This is a genomic window from Actinomadura sp. RB99, from assembly GCF_014706005.1.
Classification (GTDB): domain Bacteria; phylum Actinomycetota; class Actinomycetes; order Streptosporangiales; family Streptosporangiaceae; genus Spirillospora.
Genome location: NZ_JABMCA010000008.1, coordinates 77482 through 99443 on the forward strand (window position 1 = coordinate 77482; position 21962 = coordinate 99443).

Sequence of the window (21962 nt, forward strand, 5' to 3'; positions counted from 1 at the left end):
CGCCATGTGGATCAACTATCTGGACCAGGCGCTGCTGCTCGCGGCCCTCGCCGTCGGCGTCAACCTCCTCGTCGGCTACGCCGGGCAGGTCTCCGTCGCGCACGCGGCCTTCGCGGGCGTCGGCGGCTACGCCGTCTGCTTCCTCGCCGGCCAGCACGGCTGGCCCTACCTCGCCTCCCTCGCCGTCGCCGTGCTGGTCACCACCGTCCTCGGGGTGCTGATCGGGCTGATCGCGCTCGGGCTCGCCGAGGAGTTCCTCATCCTCATGACGCTGGCGTTCTCGCTCGGGATCATCGGCGTCCTCGCCACCTTCGACGCCCTCGGCGGCGTCACGGGCATCACCGGCGTCGACGGCCTGCGGCTGTTCGGGATGGAGCTGGACACCCCGGCCGACTGGCTGGTCCCGTCGGCGGTGGTGCTCGCCCTCGTCTTCGCCGTCTGCCGCCGCCTCGGCGAGTCCCCCTACGGGCAGGTGCTCAAGGGCATCCGCGAGGACGCCGTGGCGACCCGCGCGCTCGGCAAGAACACCTTCGGCTACAAGATCGGCATCTTCGCGATCACCAGCGGGCTGACCGGGCTGGTCGGCGGCCTCTACTCCGGCTGGCTCGGCCAGGCGACCCCGTCGGCGTACGGGTTCCCGCTCGCCATGGCGGTGTTCGCGATGGTCATCGTCGGCGGCAACGCCAACCTCGCCGGCTCGATCGCGGCCGGCATCGTCCTCACGATGATCGAGCCGGTGCTCCGCCAGGTCCTCGCCGTGCAGAGCACCCAGGCCGCGCTCGTGCAGGTGGTGCTGTACGGCGCCCTGCTGCTGCTCGTCATGCTCGTCCGGCCGCAGGGCCTGTTCCGCGAGCGCCCCCGGAAGATCGCGATACCCGACGTGCCCGCCGCGCCCGCACCGCGCGCCTCGTCCGGTTTCGAGCCGCGGGCGCGGACCTCGCCGCGTCCCGCGCCCGCCGACCGGACGCCCTACGCCGAGGCCGACGTCGTGCTCCGCGCCGAGGGGCTGTCCAAGCGCTTCGGCGGCATCACCGCCGCCAAGAACATCGACCTCGAACTGCGGCGCGGCACCGTCACGGCGCTCGTCGGCCCGAACGGCGCCGGCAAGACCACCGCGTTCAACCTGCTCACCGGCACCGTCGTCCCCGACACCGGCTCGGTGACGCTGAACGGCGCCGAGCTGGTCGGGATGCGCCCGGACCTGATCGTCCGCGCCGGGCTGGCGCGCACCTTCCAGGACGTCCGGCTGCTCAACCGGCTGACGTGCCTGGAGAACGTCATGCTCGCCGTCCCCGGCCAGCCGGGCGAGCGGCTCGGCCGGCTGTTCGCGCCCGGCCGGGCCGTCTCCCGCGCGGACCGGGAGGCCGCCGCGGAGGCGATGCGGTGGCTGGAGTTCGTCGGCATGGCGGACCAGGCCGCGGCACCGGCCGACGCGCTGTCCTACGGCCAGTCGAAGCTGGTCTCGCTGGCGCGGGCGCTGGCGACCCGGGCCGAGGTGCTGCTGCTCGACGAACCGGCCTCCGGCGTCGACGCGGCCTGGGTGGAGACCATGCTCGCCATGGTCGCGGCGGTCCGGGACGAGGGCCGGACCGTCTGCCTGGTCGAGCACAACCTCGACGTCGTCCGCCGGCTCGCCGACCACACCTGCTTCATGGAACTCGGCGAGATCACCGCGTCCGGCACGCTCGACGAGCTGACCGGTTCCGCCCGCCTCGCCGAGGCGTACTTCGGCGCCCAGTGACGAGGAGGACCCGATGTCCCAGAACAGCGCGCCGCTGCTCGACGTGAGCGGCCTGGTCGCCGGCTACGGCCGCAAGGAGGTGCTCCACGGCGTCGGCCTCCGCGTCGAGGCGGGCGAGATCGTGACCCTGATGGGCCACAACGGCGCGGGCAAGACGACCACGATCCGGGCGGTGCTCGGGGCCGTCCGCCCGCGCGCCGGCACCGTCCGGATCGCCGGGCGCGACACCACCCGCCGGCCCGTCCGCAAGGCCGTCGCGGCGGGCGTCGCCATGATCCCGTCCGAGCGGTTCGTGTTCCCCGACCTGTCGGTGCACGACAACCTCCTGCTGGGCGCCGCCAACGCCCCGTCCGGCTCCAGCACCGCGCAGCGCCTCGCGACGGTGAAGGAGCTCTTCCCGATCCTCGACGAGCGCTGGAGGCAGCCGGCCGGCTCGATGTCGGGCGGGCAGCAGCGGATGGTCAGCCTGGGCATGGCGCTGATGGCCCGGCCCCGCCTGCTGCTGCTGGACGAACCGTCCCTCGGCCTCGCGCCCTCGGTCGTCGAGACCATCTTCGGCCGCCTGCGCTCCCTCGCCGACGACGAGGGGATCGGCGTCCTGCTCCTCGAACAGAACGTCAAGCAGGCCCTGAAGATCGCCGACCGCGCCTACGCGATGCGCTCCGGCAGCGTGATCCTCGAAGAGACCGCGGACGAGCTGCGCGGCCGCACCGACTTCTGGGACCTCTTCTGACCGCCCCGATCCTGACCGCCCCGACCGGGGACGCCGGAAAGGTTCCCTCCCCGGTGACCGGTTCCTGTCATCCTGCCTCGCTTGTTGGGGTGCGCACGGTGCGTGGATGATGATCGGAAGCATCTCGGAAGCCGCTGGTCATCGGAGGTAGGAATGCTCGCCAGGCGGTTCGGCTACGCGGTCTCTCCCGAACCGGCGGCGACCGCCACCCCGTCCGTCCTCGGCCAGCTCGACAAGGCCGCACGCCTGGACCGGGTGCTCTTCATCGGCGTCTCGGTGTGCGGCGCGGCGATGGCCGTGGGAATGATCATCGCGCTCAGGGACGAACTGTCCTTCGCCGGCCTCGTGGGCGGGGTGCTCGCCGGGGAGGCGGCCTTGCTGGTCATATGGCTGGCGGCGAGGAGCCAGGAGCGGGTGCGCGGCCCCGGCGGCGAGGGTCTGACGGGACCGGAGGCACACCGCCTCAGAAGGGTTCTGGCCGAGCAGCCCTGGCAGGTCTGGCCCTGCCGCGTGGAACTCGTCCGCGACTATGTGAACCCCTCGACGCTGGTTCACGTGTTCCTTCTGGACCCGGACCAGAACGTGGCGGGGGTGATGAAGACCCGGCTCCAGCGCGCCACCTGGCATGCCATGACCGACGGCTACGGCGTGCTGTGGTTCGCCGGAGATCTGAGGTTCGGCGGCGCGCTCGCTCACCCGGCCGACCCCACCGACCCGACGGTGTCGTATGCGAGCGCCGTCCCGCAGCAGCCCGCCACCGCGTCGTCCGGCGATTCCGTCGTCATGGAGGAACTCCAGCGGCAGGCGATCGGCTGGACCTTCGGCCAGCTTTGACCTCAAGCGCTTGAGGTGTGCTGTCCTGCTGGACATGAGCACCTTCACCATCCAGGACGTCTCCCGGCGCACGGGGCTCAGCGAGCCGACGCTGCGCTATTACGAGGACGTCGGGCTCGTCGGGCCGATCCGGCGGGACGAGAGCAGCGGGCACCGCCGCTACGGCGTCGAGGACCTCGACGTGCTGGAGGCGCTGGCCTGCCTCCGCGCCGCCGGGGTGGGGATCGACGACATGCGCGCCTACCAGGCCAACCGTGCACGCGGCCGGGCCGCGGCGGGGGAGCAGCGCGACCTGCTGCTGTGGCACGCCGAGCGCGTCGAGGCGGAGATCGCCGCCCGGCGGGCGCGGCTCGGCTACCTGCGCGACAAGGCGGCGCTGTGGGACGCCCGCGACCGCGGTGACGCCGCCGAAGAGGCCGAGGTGACGCGGCGCCTCGTGGAGTCGGTCGACCGGCTGGAGCTCCTGCGATGAGCCGAGTCCTGGTCACCGGCGGGTCGGGCTACCTCGGCACGCACCTTGTCGCCGCGCTGCTGCGGGACGGCAGGGAGGTGCGCGCCACGGTGCGCTCGACGGCCCGCGAGGCCGACGTGCGCGCGGCCGTGCGACGCGGCGGCGCGGACGACTCCGGCCTGGAGGTCGTCGCGGCGGACCTGACGGCCGACGACGGCTGGGCCGCCGCGGTGGCCGGCTGTGCCGAGGTCCACCACGTCGCCTCGCCCATCCCGGCCGCCCCGCCCGACGACCCGGACGAGCTGATCGTCCCCGCCCGCGAGGGCACGCTGCGGGTGCTGCGCGCCGCGCGCGGCGGGCGCCCGCCGCGTGGTGCTGACCTCGTCCTTCGCCGCGGTGGGGTACACGCCGAAGCCGGGCGCCGAGTACACCGAGGACGACTGGACCGATCCCGGCACGCCGGGGCTGGCGCCCTACCCGCGCTCCAAGACGATCGCCGAGCGCGCCGCGTGGGACCTGATGGGCGACGGGGACGGCGGCACCGAACTGGTCGCCGTGAACCCGACCGGCATCTTCGGGCCCGCCCTCACATCCGTCCCGGGCTCCTCGATCCAGCTGATCAAGGCCATGCTCGACGGCGCGATGAAACGCGCGCCGCGGCTGCGCTTCGGCATCGTCGACGTCCGCGACGTGGCCGACCTGCACATCCGCGCGATGGCGGCGCCCGGCGCCGCGGGCCGTCGCTTCCTGGCCGTCGGCGACGGCCCGGCGCTCAGCCTCCTGGACATCGCCGCCGTCCTGCGCCGGCGGCTCGGCCCGCTCGCCGCACGGGTGCCCACGGAGGAGGAGCCGGGTGACGGGCCGCCGCGGCCGATCATCCGCAACGACCGGGCCCGGACGGAACTCGGCTGGCGGCCGCGTCCGGCCGAGACGACGATCGTGGAGTCCGCCGAAAGCCTCCGCGACCTCGACCTCCTCAAGGCGAACGAATGACGCTTCAAGGCGCCGGCAGCTTCGCCCAGACGGCCTTACCGCCCTCGACGAGCGGGCGAACGCCCCAGCGGTCCTGGACGAACTCGGCGACGAGCCGGAGCCCCCGGCCCGAGACCGCCGCGTGGTCCTCCGGCCGGACGACCGGACGGCCCTCACCCGCGTCCCACACCTCGATCACGGGCCGCCCGTCGTGCTCGTCGCGCCGGAGACGGACGACGATCGGCCCCTCACCGTGCCTGTAGGCGTTGGTGACCAGCTCGCAGACGATCAACCGGCCCAGGTAGTCGTCCGCGATGCCCCAGTCCGCGAACTGCTTGGCAAGGAACTCGCGCGCGAGCCGAGGCGCCGCATCGTTCGAGTCGAGAACGAGCGTGGGGGGCTCGGATGCCGCTGGTGAAGTCATCGGTACACCCTTGGAACGTTGGCCACTGGTCACCGCCCAGTTAGCCACCGCGCACTCGCGGAGCGTCACGAAGCACAGGTGAAGCTGGGCAACCAACCGTCCACGAGTTCTCGTGACTTGCTGGCAGCTTGACCCAGAGTTGAGGGACGATGACGCTATGACGCCACGTCGCTTCAAGGCAAAGGTGAGTCCGGCGCTGCTTCCGTTCGGTCGCCGGTTGCGGCGGTTCCGCGAGGCGAAGGGTTGGAGTCAGGAGAACCTCGCTGTGCGGGCACGGGATGGCGAGGGCGTCACCCCCCAGTACATCGGCGCGATCGAGACAGGCCGTACCCGCTGCACGCTGGAGTTCGCCAACGAGATGGACAAGGTCCTTGAGGCGAACGGCGAACTGGTGGCGCTGTGGGAAGACCTTGTCAAAGACGCGGCCTTCCCCGTGTGGTTCGACTGGGTGAGTTTGGAGGAGACTGCGGCGGAACTGGCGGCCTACAGCCTCGGCCTCGTCCACGGGCTCCTTCAGACTCCCGAGTACGCCAGTGTCCTCCTATACGGCGACCAAGAGGTCGTTGAGGCTCGCCTGCGACGGCAGGACATCCTGACCCGAAACGAACCACCTCCACCAGGTTGTTCCTTCCTCCTCGACGAGGGCGTGCTTCAGCGCGAGGTCGGCAATCGGAAGGTCATGTACGACCAGCTGATGCACCTCGCCGAGATGTCCAACTCGAACCTGTCGGTCCAGGTCGTCCCACTGCGGGGCGACCACCTCGGTAGCATCGGCTCGTTCACGATCGCGACCCTTGAAGACCTCCGGGAAGTCGCATATATCGAGAGCGTGGCTCGAGGCTTCACTATGGAAGACAGGGAGGACGTGGCAGTGATGCGCCGGGCGCTCCGGGAGGTTCGTTCGTTGGCGCTTCCCATTGGCCAGTCGAAAGACCTGATTCGCAGATTGGCGGAAGAACGATGGAAGATCTAAATCCCCGGTGGCGGAAATCCAGCTACAGCGGAGGCAACGGAGGCGAGTGCGTCGAGGTCGCGGACTTGGCCGGTGTCGTCGCCGTCCGTGACTCGAAGGACCCGGACGGCCCCAAGCTCGTCGTGGGCCGCGAGCAGTTCGCCACCCTGATGGCGGCCTTGAAGCACTGACAGTCTCGCTGGCTGGTCTGTCGACCTGGTTCTAAGGATGGTGAACGGATGGACCTGACCACGGCCACTTGGCGTAAGAGCAGTCGCAGCGGCAGCACCGGGGGCGAGTGCGTCGAGGTCGCGGACTTGGCCGGTGTCGTCGCCGTCCGCGACTCGAAGGACCCGGACGGCCCCAAGCTCGTCGTACGCCGCGACGAGTTCGCCACCCTGATGGCGGCGCTGAAGCACTGACACTCTCCGGCCAACGAGCCGTTGAGGTGTGGCGTGGTGTCCTTATTCTCATAAGGGCGCCACGCCACGACTCAACGGGGAGCACGGGCGGTCAGATCCAGGTGGGAAGGGCGTTCTCGGCGTAGCGGGCGCCGAAGCCGCCGGTGGGCAGGATCTGGGCGATGGCGTCCAGGTCGTCGCCGGTGAGGGCGAGGTCGGCGGCGGTGGTGTTCTCTTCGACTCGCTGGGGGCTGCGGGTGCCCGGGATCGGGACGATGTCCTCGCCCTGCGCCAGGATCCAGGCCAGCGCCAGCTGCGAGACGGTCGCGTTCTTGGTGGCGGCGAGTTCGGTGAGCTGCTGAACGGCCTTCAGGTTCTTTTCGAAGTTGCCGGGCTGCCAGCGGGGGTCGTGGTTGCGCATGTCGGTGGCGTCGTAGGACCCGGCGGGCTTGGCGGTGCCGGTGATGAAGCCGCGGCCCAGCGGTGAGTAGGCGACGAACCCGATGCCGAGTTCGCGCAGCACCGGGAACAGCTGCTCCACGTCGCGTTCGAACAGCGAGTACTCGGTCTGCAGCACCGAGACGGGCTGGACGGCGTGGGCCTTGCGGATGGTCTGCGGGCCGGCCTCCGACAGGCCGAAGTACTTCACCTTGCCCGCGTCGATCAGTTCCTTGACCGTGCCGGCGACGTCCTCGATCGGCACGTCGGGGTCGACGCGGTGCTGGTAGAGCACGTCGAGGTGGTCGACGCCCAGGTAGCGCAGGCTGTTGTCGGCGACCTTGCGGATGTTGTCGGGGCGGCTGTTGAGGGCGCGCGTGAACCCGTTGGTCAGGTCGAAGCCGAACTTGGTGGCGATGACCACCTCGTCGCGGACGCTCTTGAGCGCCCTGCCGACGAGGATCTCGTTGGAGCCGGTGCCGAGGCCGTAGAGCTCGGCGGTGTCGAAGAACGTGACGCCCAGGTCGAAGGCGCGGCGGATGGCGGCGATGCCCTCCCGCTCGTCGCCGGGGCCGTAGGCCATCGTCAGTCCCATCGTGCCGTAGCCGATGGCCGAGGTGACCAGGCCCTGGCGCCCCAGAGTGCGCTGCTGCATGACCAACCCTCCGTGAAGGAATCGCAAGGAACCAACCAAACCGTTCGGTATGGTCCGGCTCCACCGTACCCACCTCCGCGAGCGCGTCAAACCGAACGGTTCGGTTGGTTAGGGTGGGGCCATGGCCAGCACCGAGCCCGCCCGCGCCGACTCCACCCGGGACCGGATCGCCGCCGCCGCCCGCGACGAGTTCGCCCGGCACGGAATCGCCGGCGCCCGGGTCGACCGGATCGCCAAGGCCGCCCGGACCAGCAAGGAACGCGTCTACGCCTACTTCCGCAGCAAGGAGAAGCTGTACGAACACGTCGCCGCCGCCGAACTCGCGGCGGCGGCCGGCGCCGTCCATCTGGACCCCGCCGATCTGCCCGCCTACGCCGGGCAGCTGTTCGACTACTTCACCGCGAATCCCGACCGGTACCGGTTCGTCGCCTGGGGCCGCCTGGAATCGGCCGTCGCACCCGACGGCGACCGCGGGCCGTACCGCGACGCGATCCTCGCCAAGATCGAGACCGTCCGCCGCGCCCAGGAGGCGGGCGACCTCGACCCCGCGTGGGATCCCGTCGACGTCCTGGCCCTGGTCTCCCAGATCGCGCACACCTGGCTCGACCAGGCCGAGATGGCCGCCGTCGCCCGCCGCGCCGCCGCGGACACGGCGCCGGCCGCGCGCCGCGCCGCCGTCATCCGCGCCGTCACCGCGATCTTCCCGCCCGCCCGGCGCCCTTCCTGAGGGAGCCCGGGTCGGGAACAGGAGCCCCGGCCTTTGTGGGGCCGGGGCTCCGGTGGGGCCGGTTCAGCGGAAGGTGTGCTCCATCTCGCCGATGCCCTCCACCCAGGTGCGCAGCGTCTCGCCGGGGCGAAGGAAGCGCTGGGGGCTCCTGCCGAGGCCGACGCCGTCCGGGGTGCCGGTGAAGATCACGTCGCCGGGGCGCAGGGTGAGAACCTGCGACAGCTTCGCGATCGTGCGGGGGATCGAGAAGATCAGCCTGGACGTGCGGCCGTCCTGCACCGTCTCGCCGTCGATCGCGCAGCCGAGCGCGAGGTCGTCGCGGTCGGGGAGCTCGTCGAGGGTGACGAGCCAGGGGCCGATCGGCGCGAACCCCGGGTAGGACTTGGCGAAGCCGAACTGCGGGGCCTCGCCGGTGAACTGGAGGATCCGTTCCGAGAGGTCCTGCCCGACCGAGAGGCCGGCCACGTGGTCCCAGGCCGCTTCGGCCGTGACGCGGTGGGCCGTCCGGCCGATGACCGCGACGACCTCGACCTCCCAGTCGGTGTGGCCGCCGTCGGGCAGGGCGATCTCGCCGAAGGGGCCGGTGATGGACGAGGCGAACTTGGTGAAGACCGGCGGCAGGTCCTTCGGCGGCTCGAAGCCGGTCTCCGCGGCGTGGTCGGCGTAGTTCAGCCCGATCGCGATGACCTGGGACGGCGCGGGCGACGGCGAGCCCAGCCGGGCCGCGTCGATCTCGACGTCGGGCGCGGGGGCGGCGGTCGCGGCCCATGCGGTGAAGGCGTCCCAGTGGTCGTAGACGCTCTGCGGGTCGGGGCCGAAGCGGCCGTCCGAGGCGGTCGCGATGTCCGCGGCCTTGCCGTCGGAGACGACCAGTACGGCCCGGCCCGCGTGGTTGGCGATGCGCATGTCTTCCTTACAGGTGGCCGTCGATGAGGCCCGTCAGGAGCCGCTCGAAGGTCTCGGGGTGCTCGATCTGCGTCCAGTGGCCGCACCGCCCGAGGACGTACAGGTCCGCGTTCGGGATCGCGGCGGCGAAGTACTCGCTCGCGGCGACCGGGATGATCCGGTCGTCGCGGCCGTGGACGCAGAGCACCTCGTGGGTGATGGTCGCGAGTTCCTCGCGCGTGAAGAAGCGCCGGGCGCCGTCCGGGTCGAACGACGCCTCGTGCGAGCGGCGGACGTCCTCGCGGTCCACGTAGGCCATCCGCTCCGCCACGACCCGGTCGACGGTGGCGCGCAGGGGGTCGAGGTCGTACACGAACTCGCTGAGCAGCCCCTTGAGGGACTCGGCGCTCGGGCTCGCGTAGAACTCGCGCAGGTGCGCGAGGCCGGGGCTGACCGGCATGTCCGGTGCGCCGCCGCTGCCCATCAGCAGGACCTTGCCGATCAGATGGGGCCGGGCCAGCGTCATCAGCAGCGCGAGCTGGCCGCCCATCGAGTTGCCGACCAGGTGGACCTTCTCCAGGCCGAGCCCGTCCACCAGCGCGAGCAGCGCCTCGGCCCGCAGCTCGTTGAACGGGCCCATGCCGCGCGGCGCGTCGACGGGGTGCGAGGAGTCCCCGAACCCGATCTGGTCGGGCGCCAGGCACCGGTACCGGGGCCCGAGATCGGTGATGATCCGCTCCCAGTTGGACAGCCCGGTCGCGCCCGGCCCGGAGCCGTGCAGGAACAGCACGGCCTCCGAGCCGCGCTCGCCCGCCTCGTGCAGCCGGAACGTCAGCTCCCCGCCGCGGACCTCGACCGCGACGTCGGACGAGGTGATCACAGGTGCACCTCCGCGAGCCTCTCGGCGCCGAGGTGCCGGCCGCCCCACGCCTTGGCGAGCGGGTCGCCGAAGAGGAAGGCGTGGCTCCCGGCCGCGATGGCGTCCTGGAACCTCGTCTGCAGCGGGTGGTCGACGAAGGCGGAGCGGCCCGACGAGACCCGCATCAGCGCCTGGACGGTGTCGACCGCCGCGTTCGCCGACCGGGCGACGTCCCAGCGCCAGAAGGCGCGCTGTTCCGGCGACGGGACCTCGCCGCGCTCCGCGTGCTCCATCAGCTCGGAGGCCGTCCGCCTGACCTTCAGGACGGCGGCGTCGAGCTGCCAGGCCGCCTCGGCGAGATGGTCCTGCACGACGGGCTCCTCGCGGAGCAACTGGCCGTAGTTGGTGCGGCGGGCGCGGGTCTCGGTGACCCACTGGTCGTAGAAGCCGAGGCAGGCGCCGAGCGCTCCGGCGGCGATGATCAGGTTGAACGTGACCGCCCACGGCGTCCGGTACAGCGGCCCGTCGTTGAGCTCCTGGCCGGGCAGCGGGGTGCCGAGACCGTGCGTGTAGTACACGTGCGACTGGCCGCGGTGCTCGGGCACGAACACGCCGTCCACGACGATGTCGTTGGAGCCGGTGCCGCGCAGGCCCGCGACGTTCCAGGTCTCCTCGATCCGGTAGTCGGCCTCGTCGAGGATCACGGAGGTGAAGTCGGGGTACTCGGTGCCGTTCACCTCGCGGCGCCCGGCGATGCCGCCGAGGATGACGCCGGAGCAGATCCCGCTGCCGGAGGAGAAGCTCCACCGCCCCGACACCCGGTAGCCGCCGGGGACCTTCTCGATCCTGCCGGTCGGCGTGTACGACGAGGCGATCCTGCGGCCCGGGTCGTCGCCCCAGACCTCCTTCTGCGTCTCCTCGGGGAACAGGGCGATCTGCCACGGGTGGACGCCGACGACGGACGCCACCCAGCCCGCGGACGCCGACGCGCGGCCGATCTCGATCACCGTGTCGGCGTACTCGGCGAGGTGGGCCTCGCCGCCGCCCCAGCGGGCCGGCTGCAGCGCGCGCAGCACGCCCGTCGACTCCAGCGCCGCGACGGCCTCCTCGGTGAGCCGCCCCTGCTCCGCGCTCGCCGCGTCGGCCGCGGCGAGCGCGGGCGCGGCGGCCCGCGCCTTCTCGATCATGCCCATGGTCATTCCGCCCCGTTCCCGACGAAGGCCCGCACGATCGCCTGGAAGCGCGCGGCCTGCTCGATCTGCGTCCAGTGGCCGCACTTGTTGATCACGTAGAGGTCCGCCTGAGGCAGGTGCTCGGCGAGGTAGCGGCCGCATTCGAGCGGCACGATGACGTCCTGGCGGCCGTGCACCACCAGGGCCGGGACGTCGATCTTCGCGAGGTCGTCCGGCTCGAAGGCGAGCATCTCCGGCCCGAACATGGCCCGGTGCCCGGCCTCGATCCAGGGCCGCCGCACGATCGGCATCCGCTCCGCCGCGACCGCCTCGACCGTGTCGCCGAAGGCGCTCTTGTCGTGCACGAACTGGATGAGCAGGTCCGCCATCGCCTCGACGGTGGGATCGTCGAAGTAGGTGATGAGCTTGATCAGCTCGGGCGTGGGCTCCAGGCCCGGCATGCCGCCCGAGCCCATCAGCACGAGCCCGGCAACGAGGTCCGGCCGGAGCTGGGCGATGCGCAGCGAGTACATCCCGCCCATCGAGTTGCCGACGAGGACGACCTTCGCCAGGCCCAGCGCGTCCACGAGTTCCAGCAGCGCCTCGATGCGGACCTCGGCCTGCGCCGTGAACCCCTGCGGCTGCGGGTCCGGATGGCTGGAGTCGCCGAAGCCCAGGATGTCGGGGGCGACGCAGTGGTAGGTGTCGCCGAGCCCCTCGATGACCTCCCGCCAGTTGGACGCGGCGGTCACGCCCGGCCCGGACCCGTGCAGGAAGAGCAGGGCGGGCGCGCCCGGCGTGCCGGTCTGGTTGACGCGCAGGTGGCGGCCGCCGCCGATCGCGACGTCCTCGGTGCGGATCGCGGCGGTCATTCGCCCGCCTCCCCGCCGGCGACGGTGCGGAAGATGCCGGGCGGCCCGTCGATGTACGCCTGGGAGCGGTGGTGGCCCCAGATCGACGGCAGGTCGTGGTTGCCCGCGACCCACGTCAGGTCGTCGACGGTGATCCCGCCGTGCCCGTACTCGATCTGCATCGACGACGGGGTCTGCACGTAGATGGAGGTCATCAGGTCGTTGGTGTGCCGGCCGAGCGACAGCAGGATCTCCCGCTCCGGGTCGGCGGTGAACAGGTCGATCGCGGTGCCGAGGTCGTCGAACGACTCGACCTCCAGCATCAGGTGGTTGATCCCCGTCATGCCGGGGATCTCGGCGACCGCGAGGGAGTGGTGGCGGCCGTTGCAGTGGTAGAAGCGCAGGTTGAAGATGTCGCTCTTCACCCGGTCCGACAGCCGGAAGCCGAGCGTCTCGGCGTAGAACGCGTCGGCCCGCTCCAGGTCCGGCACGATCAGCACGACGTGGCCGAGGCCGAGGTCGCCGGTGACGAACCGGCCGCGCATGGGGCGCCCGGGGAAGAACGAGTTCGGGTGCGAGTACTGCCCCCACACCAGCTCGTGCCGGTTGCCGAACGGGTCGGCGAACCAGTGCAGCTCGCTGACCTGGCGCTCCTTGAGCTCCTCGGCGGTCCCGGCGTGCAGTTCGACGCCCTTGCCGCGCAGCTCGGCGACGTAGGCGCGCAGCTCGGTCTCGTTGCCGCAGTCCCAGCCGATGTAGCGGAGCTCGTCCTGCTCGGCCGGGTGGACGGCGATCCGGTAGCCCTTGTCGTCGACCTTGACGCGGACCGCGCCGTCGGGGCCGTCGCCGGCGATGACCGCGCCGAGCAGCCGGGTGGCGTAGTCGCGCCACTCCTCGGCCTTCGGCGACGCGATCCCGAGATAGGCGAGTTGCGAAATCACAGCATGACCTCCGGGGCGGACGAGTCGAGGAGCGCGGCGCCGTAGTACTGGCCGACGCCGTCGGAGACGAGGAACGCGTGGCCGAGTTCGGCGATGACGTCCTGGTAGAGGCGGTGCAGCGGGTGGTCGACGAAGACGGTGCGGCCCGAGGCGACCCGCATCAGCTTGTTGATCGCGAAGCCGGTCTCCTGGCAGCCCTTGGTGACGTTCCACCGGAGCCGGGCGCGCTGCCGCTTGTCCAGGAACGCGCCGGCCTCGGCGGCCTCGGTGATCGTGTCGATCGCGTCGTACATCTTCATGACGGCCGCGTCGTGCACCCATTCGGCCTCGGCCAGGTGCATCTGCATCAGCGGGTCGTCGGCGTAGGTGCCGCCCCAGTTCGCCTTGCGGACGCGGGTGTCGGCCGTCCAGTCGTCGAGGACGCGGCGGGCGAGCCCGAGCATCGGCGCGACCAGCACCAGGTTGAACATGACCGCCCACGGCACCTTGTAGAGGGCGCTCGGGTTGGTCTCCATGCCCGGCGCGGGACGGTCGGGGTTGTACTCGTAGAGCGGGCTGGACAGGAAGCGGCGCTCGGGGATGAAGGCGTCGGCGACGACGATGTCCTTGCTGCCGGTGCCGCGCGAGCCGCGGACGTGCCAGGTGTCGTCGATGGAGTACTGGTCGCGGTACAGCAGCGCGGACCCGTAGTTCGGGACCTCGACGCCCGGCGCGACCTCGACCTTCCCGGCGAACCCGCCGAGGATCACGCCCTGGGCGTGGTCGCAGCCGGAGGAGAACGACCAGCGGCCGTGCACCCGGTACCCGCCGTCGACCGGCTCGATCCTCCCGGTCGGCGCGTAGGAGGACGAGGCGTTCCAGTCCGGGTCGGACTCCCAGATCTCGGCCTGCGTCTCCTCGGGGAAGAGGGCCAGCTGCCAGGGGTGCGACCCCATGACCCCGGCCACCCAGCCGGCGGACGGCGCGATCCGGCCGAGTTCGTAGACGCTCGCGAGGTGCTCGCGCAGCGAGAGCTCGGCGCCGCCCCAGCGCTTCGGCTGGAGGCCGCGCATCAGCCCGGTCTCGCGCATGTACGTGAAGGCCCGGCCGGTCAGCGCGCGCTGCTCGGCCGAGAGGTCCTCCTCGGCGCGGAGCTCCGGCTCCAGCCGGCGGATCTCGTCCAGGACGGTCATCGGTGACGTTCCTTCGGTGTGGGGAGGGCGGGAGAGCGTGACCGGCATCTCTGTAACAGTCACTACATGGACCGTAGAGCGAGCGCTCCGGGGAAGGCAAGAGGGGGCGGCAAGATTCTGTGACCGCGCGCACAGCTCCTTGTCGTCCGAGGTCGCTGAACAGTTTGGCGTATGGGCTGCTGAAATCGGATGAGATCAGGCCGGGGGAGGGGCGGGGCGCACCTTCGGCCGGTCCGGCCGGGGTTGCGCTCGGCTGGTGACTGGTGTCACGGTAAAGGTCTGTAGTAATCACTCCATGGAGGAGCTGCCGTGCCGCACACCCCACCCTGGGAGCCGGGGTTGCTCGCGTCGCTGACCGGGGTCGGCCCCGGCCCGAGCGCCCGTGACAAGCGGGTCGCGCTGCGCGCCGCGCTCGCCGCCGCCGTGCCTCGGCCGGGCGCGGACGGGCCGGGCACGGGGATCGAGCCGCTGGTGCTGCCCGGCGCGACCGACGCCCTCGGCGCCCGGCTCGTCGAGGACGCCGGCTTCGCCGCCGTCTACGCCACCGGCGCAGGGCTCGCGAACGCCGGCTTCGGCCTGCCCGACATCGGGCTGATCTCCCAGACCGAGGTCGCCGACCACGCCGGACGGCTCACCGAGGCGACCCGCGTCCCGCTCGTCTGCGACGCCGACACCGGGTACGGCGGCCCGCTCGCGGCGATGCGCACCGTCCGGCTGCTGGAGCGCGCCGGGGTGGCCGGCCTCCAGCTGGAGGACCAGGAGATGCCCAAGCGGTGCGGCCACTTCGACTCGCACGCGCTGATCCCGTCCGGGCACATGCAGACCAAGATCGCGGCGGCGTGCGAAGCGCGCACCGACGACGCGCTCGTGATCATCGCGCGCACGGACGCCCGGTCCGTGCACGGGATCGACGAGGCCATCGAGCGGGGCCGCGCCTACGCCGACGCCGGCGCCGACGTGCTGTTCGTCGAGGCGCCCCGGACGGTCGACGAGCTCGCCCTGGTCGGGCGCGAGCTGGCGGGCGTCCCGCTGATCGTCAACGTGGTCGAGGGCGGCAGGACCCCGCAGCTCGGCGTGGCGGAGTACGCCGAACTGGGCTTCGGCGTCGTGCTGTTCGCCAACTACCTGATGCGCTCGATGCACCTCGCCGGGCAGGAGGCGCTGGCGCACCTGAAGGAGCACGGCGAGACCGCGTCCCGCGCCGGGCGGATGGCCGGATGGGATCAGCGGCAGAGCCTGTTCAACCTGCCGCGCTTCAGCGCCGCCGAGAGCGCGCTGGACCGGGAGTACGGGAGCGGCTCGTGAGCTCCGTCCCCGGCCTGCCGGTCGAGACCGCGCTGCCCGAGCGCGTCGGCGTCCTCGTCCTCGGCGCGGGCCTCGCCGGCTGCGCCGCGCTGCTCGCCGCCGCCGAGGCGGGACGGTACGCGCTGCTGCTGGAGAAGACCGGCGGCATCGGCGGCTCCACCGTGAAGTCGGCGGGCCTGTCCGCGTTCGCCGGCACCGACGAGCAGGCCGAGCAGGGCATCGCCGACTCCGCCGACCTGCTCCGCAAGGACCTCCTCGACGTCGGGAAGGACCGCAACGACCCGGCGCTCGTCGACCTGTACTGCGAGCACCAGCTGGAGACGTACCGGTGGCTGAAGGACCGCGGCGTCCGGTACGGGGAGATCCACGCCGCCTCGGGCCAGTCGGTGCCGCGCAGCCACCCCGCCGACACCACCCGCATGCTGGAACTGCTGCTCAAGGCGGCCGGCGACCTCGGCGCGCGCGTCATGCTCGACGCGCCCGCCCACCGGCTGCTGCACGACGGCGCCCGCGTGACCGGCGTCCGGCTCGCCGACGGCCGCGAGGTGGCGGCCGACGCGGTCGTCCTCGCCACCGGCGGGTTCTCGATGAACCCGGACCTGCTCGCCACCTTCGCGCCGCAGATGGAGCACGCGCTCCGCCAGGGCGGCGCGGGCAACCAGGGCGACGGCCTCAAGATGGCCATGGCGCTCGGCGCCGGCGTCCGCGACACCCCCTACATCAAGGGCACCTACGGGCACTTCCATGTCGAGCACCCCGACGAGGACGGCACCGGCATCCTCGCCGTCTACAAGGGCGCGATCGCGGTCAACCGCGAAGGCCGCCGCTTCGTGGACGAGTCGCGGAACTACAAGGAGATCGGCGACGCCGCGCTCGCCCAGCCCGGCGTGACCACCTGGCAGGTCTTCGACGCCCGGACGATGGCCCTCGCCAACGACGAGGTCCCGATCTACGAGTTCGCGGGACGCGAGCGGGCCGGGATGCTGCTCAGGGCCGACACGATCGCGGGCCTGGAGGCCGAGATCGGCCTCCCCGAAGGCTCCTTGCGGCGCACCGTCGCGGACTACAACGCCGCGATCGCGTCCGGGCGGGACGACGCGTTCGGGCGCGTCCACCTGTCCGGCGGCGTGGGGGAGCGGACGCCGATCGACCAGCCGCCCTTCTACGCCCACCCCTCCGGCACCGTCGTGCTCGCGACGTACTGCGGCCTCACCGTCGACACCCGGATGCGGGTCCTCGACTGGTGGGGCGCGCCGATCGAGCGCCTCTACGCCGCCGGCGAGATCACCGGCGGATTCCACGGTGCCGGCTACATGACCGGCACCTCCATCGGCAAGTCCGGCGTCTTCGGCCGGATCGCCGGCCGGAACGCGGCCGGCGAGGAGAGCGAGCTCCAATGGTGACGTCCGCCTTCGATCTGACCGGCCAGGTCGCCCTAGTCGTCGGCGTGGCCCCCGGCGGCCTCGGTGAGCGCGCGGCGCACGCGCTCGCGGACGCGGGAGCGCGGACCGCCGTCGCCGACCTGCCGGCGCGCGCCGCCGACCTCGCCGCCACGGCACGCGACCTCGGGACGAGCGCGCATGAGGTAGACGTCACCGACGAGGCGTCCGTCGCCGCGCTCTTCGAGAACGTGATCGCCGCGCACGGGCGGCTCGACATCGTCGTCAACGCCGCTGGCGTCATGCTGCGCAAGCCGTACGACGAGACCACGGTCGAGGAGTTCGAGCGGGTCGTCCGGGTCAACCTCACCGGGACGTGGCTGGTCGGACGCGAGGCCGGCAAGGCCCTCACCCGGCAGGGGAGCGGCGGCCGCATCGTCAACCTCACCACCGTCTACGCCGAGCGCGTCGGACCCGTCCCCGAGTCGGCGTACTACTCGTCCAAGGCCGGCGTCGTGAACGTGACGCGGGCGCTGGCCGCCGAACTCGGCCCGCACGGCGTCAACGTCAACTGCCTGGCCCCCGGCGTCTTCTACCCCACCCAGATGACCGCCGCGCTCGGCGCCGACCCCGACCGGCTGGCGTGGTTCGGCGAGCGCACCATGCTCGGCCGCCTCGGCGACCCCGCCACCGACTTCGCCGGCCCCCTGCTCCTGCTCGCGAGCCCCGCCGCCTCGTACATGACCGGCCAGGTCGTGTACGTCGACGGCGGCTGGTCCGCCTGGTAGCCCGATCCCTCCAAGGAGACCCCTGATGACCACCGCCACGAAGGCCCTGCTCATGCTCGACTACCAGGTCGCGCTCTGCGAGGAGGGGCCGCACCTGCGGATGCCCCCGCTCGCCGCGCAGATCGCCGAGCGCGGCGTCCTCGGCACGGCCGAGCGGGTGCTGGCCGCCGCCCGCGCGGCCGGGACGCTCGTCGTGCACGTCCGGCTCGCGTTCGACCCGTCCTACCGGCTCCGCACCAACCGGCTGCCGCGCTTCGACCCCTACGAGGAGCAGCGCGCGATGCTCGCGGACTCGCCGGAGGCGCAGATCGTCAAGGCGCTGGCGCCCGCCGGCGGGGAGCCCGTCGTCGACAAGGGCTGCGTCGACCCGTTCGTCGGGACCGCGCTGCGGGACGTCCTGGCCGCCGAAGGCGTCACCGAGGTCGTCCTCGGCGGCGTCGCCACCAACCTGGTCGTGGAGTCCGCCGCCCGGCACGCCTCCGACTCCGGCCTCCAGGTCACCGTCGTCGAGGACATGTGCGCCTCCTTCCGGCCCGACTTCCACGAGTTCTCCGTGACGAACATGCTGCCGCTGTTCGGCTCCGTGATCGGCTCCGCCGAGCTCGCCTTCTGAGGGGACGCCACGCCATGACCGAACAGAACCACCGCTACGACGTCGTCGTGGTCGGCGGCGGGGTCGCGGGCCTGTCGGCCGCGGTCTCCGCCGCCGAGAACGGCGCCCGCGTCGCCCTGCTGGAGCGGTCCGCGGAGGCCGAGACCGGCGGCAACACCCGCTACACCGAGGCGTTCCTGCGGATGAAGTCGCTCGACGAGGTCGCCGACGGCTTCGAGGACGCCCTCGTCGACGACTTCATGGGCCACCCCGACCCGTCCATCGTCAACGACGCGGCGCTCCCGCCCCGGCGGCAGGGCGCGCTGTACCGCGCCACCCACACCGTCGACCCGGACTACGTCGCCGTGCTGGCCGAGAACGCGCCGCCGACGCTGCGCTGGATGTCCGGCCACGGCGTCCGGTTCGACTTCGTGCCGACCCCGTTCCTCACCCGCTCGACGACCCGGATGGCGCCGGTCGGCGGCGGCCTCGCCATCGTCGAGACGATGGGCAAGGCCGCGCGCGGGCTCGGCGTGGAGTTCCACTTCGCGACCACGGCCCGGCGGCTCGCCTCCTCCGGCCGCGGCGTCACCGGCGTGCTCGCGCACACCCCGGCCGGCCCCGCCGCGTTCGAGGGCGCGGTCGTCCTCGCCAGCGGCGGCTACCAGGGCAACTTCGAGCTGATGGCCCGCTACCACGGCGACAAGGCGCTGACCTGCCGTCCCGTCGCCAAGGGCGGCAACTACAACAAGGGCGAGGGGCTGGAGATGGCGCTCGCGCTCGGCGCCGCCACCGCCGGGAACTTCGCCCTCTTCCACGCCGAGCCGATCGACCCGCGCAGCGGCGAGCCGGAGGCCGCGATCTTCTGCTTCCCCTACGGCGTCCTCGTCAACAAGGAAGGGCTGCGGTTCGTGGACGAGGCGCGCGGCACCGTCGACGCCTGGTACGAGCGGACCACCCGCGCCATCCAGGCCCAGACCGGCGGGATCGCCTGGGTGATCCTCGACCAGCGGGGGCTGGCGGTGCCGAACCTGATGGCGGGCGTCCGCACCGACGTCCCGCCCGTCACCGCGCCGACCATCGGCGACCTGGCGCGGGCGCTCGGCCTGCCCGCCGCGACCGTCGAGCGGACCGTCGAGGCGTACAACGCGGCCTGCCCTCCCTCGGACGGCTTCGACCACAGCGCGCCCGACGGCCTCGCGACCACCGGGCTGGACGTCCCGAAGTCGAACTGGAGCCGGCCCGTCGAGCAGGGGCCGTTCGCCGCGTACCCGGTCATGGCGGCGAACGTCTTCAGCTTCGGCGGCCTCAAGACGACCTCCGCCGCCGAGGTCGTCGACCGCGACGGCCGTCCCATGACCGGCCTGTACGCGGCGGGGGAGCTGACCGGGCTCTACTACTCCAACTACACCGGCTCCACGTCGGTGCTGCGCGGCGCGACGTTCGGCCGGATCGCCGGCGCGAACGCCGCCGCCCACGCCGCGGCGGGGGTGTGAGCGTGCGGATCTGGCACCAGTCCTTCACCGTCCTCGACGACGTCCCGCACTACCGCGACGCGCTCGCCCGCCACCTGCGGTCGCAGGCGGCACCCGGGACCGAGATCGACTTCCACGGGATGAGGCCCGGCACCTACCCGTCCGACTATCCCGGGACGCACATCGGCTACGCCTACCTCGCCGGGCTGCACAAGGAGCAGTTCGCGCACGCGGCGCTGCGCGCCCAGGACGAGGGCTACGACGCGTTCCTGATCGCGACCATCCCCGACACCGCGTACGAGGAGGTCCGGACGATCGTCGACATCCCCGTCATCGCGTTCGGGCAGACCTCGGTGCTCATGGCGGGGACGCTCGGCGACCGGGTGGGGATCGTCAACTTCATCGCCGCCCTCGAACCGCAGCTCCGCCGCAACATGCGCGACTACAGGCTGGACCGGCTCGTCGGGCCCATCGTCCAGGTCGAGGCGGAGTTCGCCGATGTCATGGCGGCGTACGCCGACCCGGAACCGCTGCTGGACGCGTTCACCCGCGCCGCGCGCGAGGCGATCGCGGACGGCGCGAACGTCATCGTCCCCGGCGAGGGCCCGCTCAACGTGTTCCTCGCCGACCAGGGCGTGTCCCGCGTCGACGACGTGCCGGTGCTCGACTCCCTCGGCACCTGCGTCCGCGTCGCGGAGCTGCGCGCCGCGCAGTACCGGGCCACCGGCCTCGCCCCGGCACGGACCGGCTTCTACGGGGCGCGCCCGCCCCGCCCGCTGATCGACGCCGCGCGGGACTTCTACGGCACGCGCCGGACGCTGTCATGACCTGGGACACCGAGGTCGACGTGGCCGTGGTCGGCGGCGGGGCCTGCGGCGTGATGACCGCGCTCCGGGCGGCTCGCGACCCCGGCCGCGTCGTCGCCGTCTTCGAGAAGTCCGCGCGCGAGGGATGCAACGCGGCGATCTCGTCCGGCTCCCTCGCCGCCGGAGGCACCCGCTTCCAGGCGGCCGCGGGCATCGACGACTCGCCGCGGCGGCACGCCGACGACATCCTGCGCGCCAGTGGCGACGAGGAATGGCGCCCGGTGGTGGAGGCGCTCTGCGCGGCCGCCCCGCGGATCGTGGAGTGGATCGCCGACACCGGCTACCCGATCGAACTCGGCACCGACATGCCCCGCGCCGGGATGACCGCCCTGCGCTTGCACACCGACACCGGCCGCCTCGGCGGCGCCCGACTCATGCGGCACCTGCGCGCCCTCCTCGAAGCCCATGACAACGCCGCCTTCGTCGACGAGGCCCCCGCCGTCGACCTCGTCTCGGACGACGGCGGGGTCACCGGTGTCGTCATCGCGCAGAACGGCTCGCTGCAGCGCGTGCGGGCCGGCGCCGTCGTCCTCGCCACCGACGGCTTCGCCGCCGACCAGACCCTGGTCAAGCGGTACCTGCCCCACCTCGGCACGCCCTTCTACGGGGGCGTCTCCACCTCGACCGGCGACGCGCTCGCATGGGCGGGGCGCCTCGGCGCCCAGGTGCGCAACATGGGCGCCGGGCTGCGCTCCGGCCTCGTCGTCGTGGACCACGGCACCCGCGTGTCCCCGGCCCTGCCGTTCAACGGCGCCGTCCTGGTCAACACCGACGGCGAGCGCTTCGTGGACGAGGAGTCGAAGGGCTACTCGTCCATGGCGGGCGTCCTGCAGCGGCAGCCCGGCGAGCGCGCCGCCATGATCTGGGACGCCACCGCCATGGCCGCCACCCGCGAGTCGGAGATGATGCGCGAGAGCCTCGCCGCCGGCGCCGTCCGCGACTGCACCACCCTCGACGACCTCGCCGCCTGCCTGGGGCGGACGCCCGCGGAGACCGAACGCGCACTGGCCCCGCTGCCCGGCCGCCGCGGGCTCACCGCCCCCTACCATCTCGCCTGGGTCACCCACGGCCTGCTCACCACCCAGGGCGGCCTGGTCATCGACCCGTCCGGCCGCGTCCTGGACGGGGCCGGCGAGCCGATCCCCGGCCTGTTCGCGGGCGGTGGCGCCGCCTGCGGCCTCGCCGGACCGCACTCCGACGGCTACCTGTCCGGCAACGGGCTGCTCTCCGCCTTCGGCATGGGCTGGATCATCGGGAACGGGCGAGGACCCGACCCGGCGCCGGTGCCCTGAACCGCCACATGCGCGGCACGAACCCCGCGGGCGTCCGGCCGGGCGGCGGCCGGACGC

Annotated in this window: 23 protein-coding genes and 1 pseudogene; 16 read left to right on the forward strand and 8 right to left on the reverse strand. The window is 72.5% G+C overall.

Annotated elements, in window-relative coordinates; translation table 11 throughout:
- Positions 1-4: 4 nt before the first annotated feature.
- From amrb99_RS10135 to amrb99_RS10155, 5 genes and pseudogenes are all read left to right on the forward strand, one after another.
- Positions 5-1741 (forward strand): ATP-binding cassette domain-containing protein, encoded by a 1737-nt coding sequence (locus amrb99_RS10135; RefSeq protein ID WP_190855184.1) that lies wholly within the window; start codon positions 5-7, stop codon positions 1739-1741.
- A gap of 13 nt (positions 1742-1754) precedes the next feature.
- A complete protein-coding gene (locus tag amrb99_RS10140; protein ID WP_190855188.1) occupies positions 1755-2474 on the forward strand; it encodes an ABC transporter ATP-binding protein in 720 nt (239 codons plus the stop codon).
- 153 nt (positions 2475-2627) lie between these two features.
- Complete coding sequence (locus amrb99_RS10145; protein WP_190855190.1) at positions 2628-3308, forward strand: hypothetical protein; 681 nt, start codon at positions 2628-2630, stop codon at positions 3306-3308.
- A gap of 34 nt (positions 3309-3342) precedes the next feature.
- Positions 3343-3780, forward strand: a complete 438-nt coding sequence (locus amrb99_RS10150) for a MerR family transcriptional regulator (protein ID WP_190855192.1) — start codon at positions 3343-3345, stop codon at positions 3778-3780.
- Positions 3777-4752, forward strand: a pseudogene (locus amrb99_RS10155) (NAD-dependent epimerase/dehydratase family protein). Before amrb99_RS10150 ends, amrb99_RS10155 begins: the two are co-directional and overlap by 4 nt.
- 4 nt (positions 4753-4756) lie before the next feature.
- On the opposite strand, the gene amrb99_RS10160 reads toward amrb99_RS10155, so the two are convergent.
- Complete coding sequence (locus amrb99_RS10160) at positions 4757-5155, reverse strand: ATP-binding protein (protein ID WP_190855194.1); 399 nt, start codon at positions 5153-5155, stop codon at positions 4757-4759.
- A 157-nt stretch (positions 5156-5312) separates the two neighbouring features.
- On the opposite strand from amrb99_RS10160, the gene amrb99_RS10165 reads away from it, so the two are divergent.
- The 3 genes from amrb99_RS10165 to amrb99_RS10175 are packed head-to-tail and all read left to right on the forward strand — an operon-like array spanning position 5313 to position 6529.
- The gene (locus tag amrb99_RS10165; RefSeq protein ID WP_190855196.1) at positions 5313-6128 is read left to right on the forward strand and encodes a helix-turn-helix transcriptional regulator; all 816 of its coding nucleotides are present in this window, start codon (positions 5313-5315) and stop codon (positions 6126-6128) included.
- Entirely contained in the window at positions 6116-6298 is a 183-nt protein-coding gene (locus tag amrb99_RS10170) for a DUF397 domain-containing protein (protein WP_190855198.1), read from the forward strand. Before amrb99_RS10165 ends, amrb99_RS10170 begins: the two co-directional genes overlap by 13 nt.
- Positions 6299-6346: 48 nt before the next feature.
- The gene (locus amrb99_RS10175) at positions 6347-6529 is read left to right on the forward strand and encodes a DUF397 domain-containing protein (RefSeq protein WP_190855201.1); all 183 of its coding nucleotides are present in this window, start codon (positions 6347-6349) and stop codon (positions 6527-6529) included.
- Positions 6530-6620: 91 nt separating this feature from the next.
- Here the strand turns inward: amrb99_RS10175 and amrb99_RS10180 are convergent, their stop codons facing one another.
- Positions 6621-7601 carry an aldo/keto reductase gene (locus amrb99_RS10180; RefSeq protein ID WP_190855204.1) on the reverse strand — a complete coding sequence of 327 codons (981 nt, stop codon included), beginning with the start codon at positions 7599-7601 and terminating at the stop codon, positions 6621-6623.
- A 121-nt stretch (positions 7602-7722) separates the two neighbouring features.
- Here amrb99_RS10180 and amrb99_RS10185 point away from each other — a divergent pair, with 121 nt between their 5' ends.
- A complete protein-coding gene (locus amrb99_RS10185; RefSeq protein ID WP_190855206.1) occupies positions 7723-8328 on the forward strand; it encodes a TetR family transcriptional regulator in 606 nt (201 codons plus the stop codon).
- 63 nt (positions 8329-8391) lie between these two features.
- Here the strand turns inward: amrb99_RS10185 and amrb99_RS10190 are convergent, their stop codons facing one another.
- From amrb99_RS10190 to amrb99_RS10215, 6 genes are read right to left on the reverse strand one after another with little or no spacing between them, the layout of a single operon-like run.
- Positions 8392-9234, reverse strand: a complete 843-nt coding sequence (locus tag amrb99_RS10190) for a fumarylacetoacetate hydrolase family protein (RefSeq protein WP_190855208.1) — start codon at positions 9232-9234, stop codon at positions 8392-8394.
- A 7-nt stretch (positions 9235-9241) separates the two neighbouring features.
- Complete coding sequence (locus amrb99_RS10195) at positions 9242-10093, reverse strand: alpha/beta hydrolase (protein ID WP_190855210.1); 852 nt, start codon at positions 10091-10093, stop codon at positions 9242-9244.
- Positions 10090-11265 (reverse strand): acyl-CoA dehydrogenase family protein, encoded by a 1176-nt coding sequence (locus amrb99_RS10200; protein ID WP_190855212.1) that lies wholly within the window; start codon positions 11263-11265, stop codon positions 10090-10092. Before amrb99_RS10200 ends, amrb99_RS10195 begins: the two co-directional genes overlap by 4 nt.
- A gap of 2 nt (positions 11266-11267) precedes the next feature.
- The gene (locus amrb99_RS10205) at positions 11268-12116 is read right to left on the reverse strand and encodes an alpha/beta hydrolase (RefSeq protein ID WP_190855214.1); all 849 of its coding nucleotides are present in this window, start codon (positions 12114-12116) and stop codon (positions 11268-11270) included.
- Positions 12113-13036: a VOC family protein gene (locus amrb99_RS53065; RefSeq protein ID WP_190855217.1), complete on the reverse strand. Its 924-nt coding sequence runs from the start codon at positions 13034-13036 to the stop codon at positions 12113-12115. The genes amrb99_RS10205 and amrb99_RS53065 overlap by 4 nt, the downstream gene beginning before the upstream one ends.
- On the reverse strand, positions 13033-14208 hold the full coding sequence (locus amrb99_RS10215) for an acyl-CoA dehydrogenase (protein WP_190855218.1): 1176 nt from the start codon (positions 14206-14208) through the stop codon (positions 13033-13035). The genes amrb99_RS53065 and amrb99_RS10215 overlap by 4 nt, the downstream gene beginning before the upstream one ends.
- A 309-nt stretch (positions 14209-14517) precedes the next feature.
- On the opposite strand from amrb99_RS10215, the gene amrb99_RS10220 reads away from it, so the two are divergent.
- From amrb99_RS10220 to amrb99_RS10250, 7 genes are read left to right on the forward strand one after another with little or no spacing between them, the layout of a single operon-like run.
- On the forward strand, positions 14518-15513 hold the full coding sequence (locus tag amrb99_RS10220) for an isocitrate lyase/PEP mutase family protein (protein ID WP_190855221.1): 996 nt from the start codon (positions 14518-14520) through the stop codon (positions 15511-15513).
- Positions 15510-16916 (forward strand): FAD-dependent oxidoreductase, encoded by a 1407-nt coding sequence (locus tag amrb99_RS10225; protein ID WP_206699893.1) that lies wholly within the window; start codon positions 15510-15512, stop codon positions 16914-16916. The genes amrb99_RS10220 and amrb99_RS10225 overlap by 4 nt, the downstream gene beginning before the upstream one ends.
- Positions 16910-17680 carry an SDR family oxidoreductase gene (locus amrb99_RS10230; protein ID WP_190855224.1) on the forward strand — a complete coding sequence of 257 codons (771 nt, stop codon included), beginning with the start codon at positions 16910-16912 and terminating at the stop codon, positions 17678-17680. Before amrb99_RS10225 ends, amrb99_RS10230 begins: the two co-directional genes overlap by 7 nt.
- A 25-nt stretch (positions 17681-17705) precedes the next feature.
- The gene (locus amrb99_RS10235; protein WP_190855226.1) at positions 17706-18293 is read left to right on the forward strand and encodes an isochorismatase family cysteine hydrolase; all 588 of its coding nucleotides are present in this window, start codon (positions 17706-17708) and stop codon (positions 18291-18293) included.
- A 14-nt stretch (positions 18294-18307) separates the two neighbouring features.
- Positions 18308-19768: an FAD-dependent oxidoreductase gene (locus amrb99_RS10240; RefSeq protein WP_190855228.1), complete on the forward strand. Its 1461-nt coding sequence runs from the start codon at positions 18308-18310 to the stop codon at positions 19766-19768.
- A gap of 2 nt (positions 19769-19770) precedes the next feature.
- Entirely contained in the window at positions 19771-20574 is an 804-nt protein-coding gene (locus amrb99_RS10245) for an aspartate/glutamate racemase family protein (RefSeq protein WP_190855230.1), read from the forward strand.
- Positions 20571-21905 carry an FAD-dependent oxidoreductase gene (locus tag amrb99_RS10250; protein ID WP_190855232.1) on the forward strand — a complete coding sequence of 445 codons (1335 nt, stop codon included), beginning with the start codon at positions 20571-20573 and terminating at the stop codon, positions 21903-21905. Before amrb99_RS10245 ends, amrb99_RS10250 begins: the two co-directional genes overlap by 4 nt.
- Positions 21906-21962 lie beyond the last annotated feature (57 nt).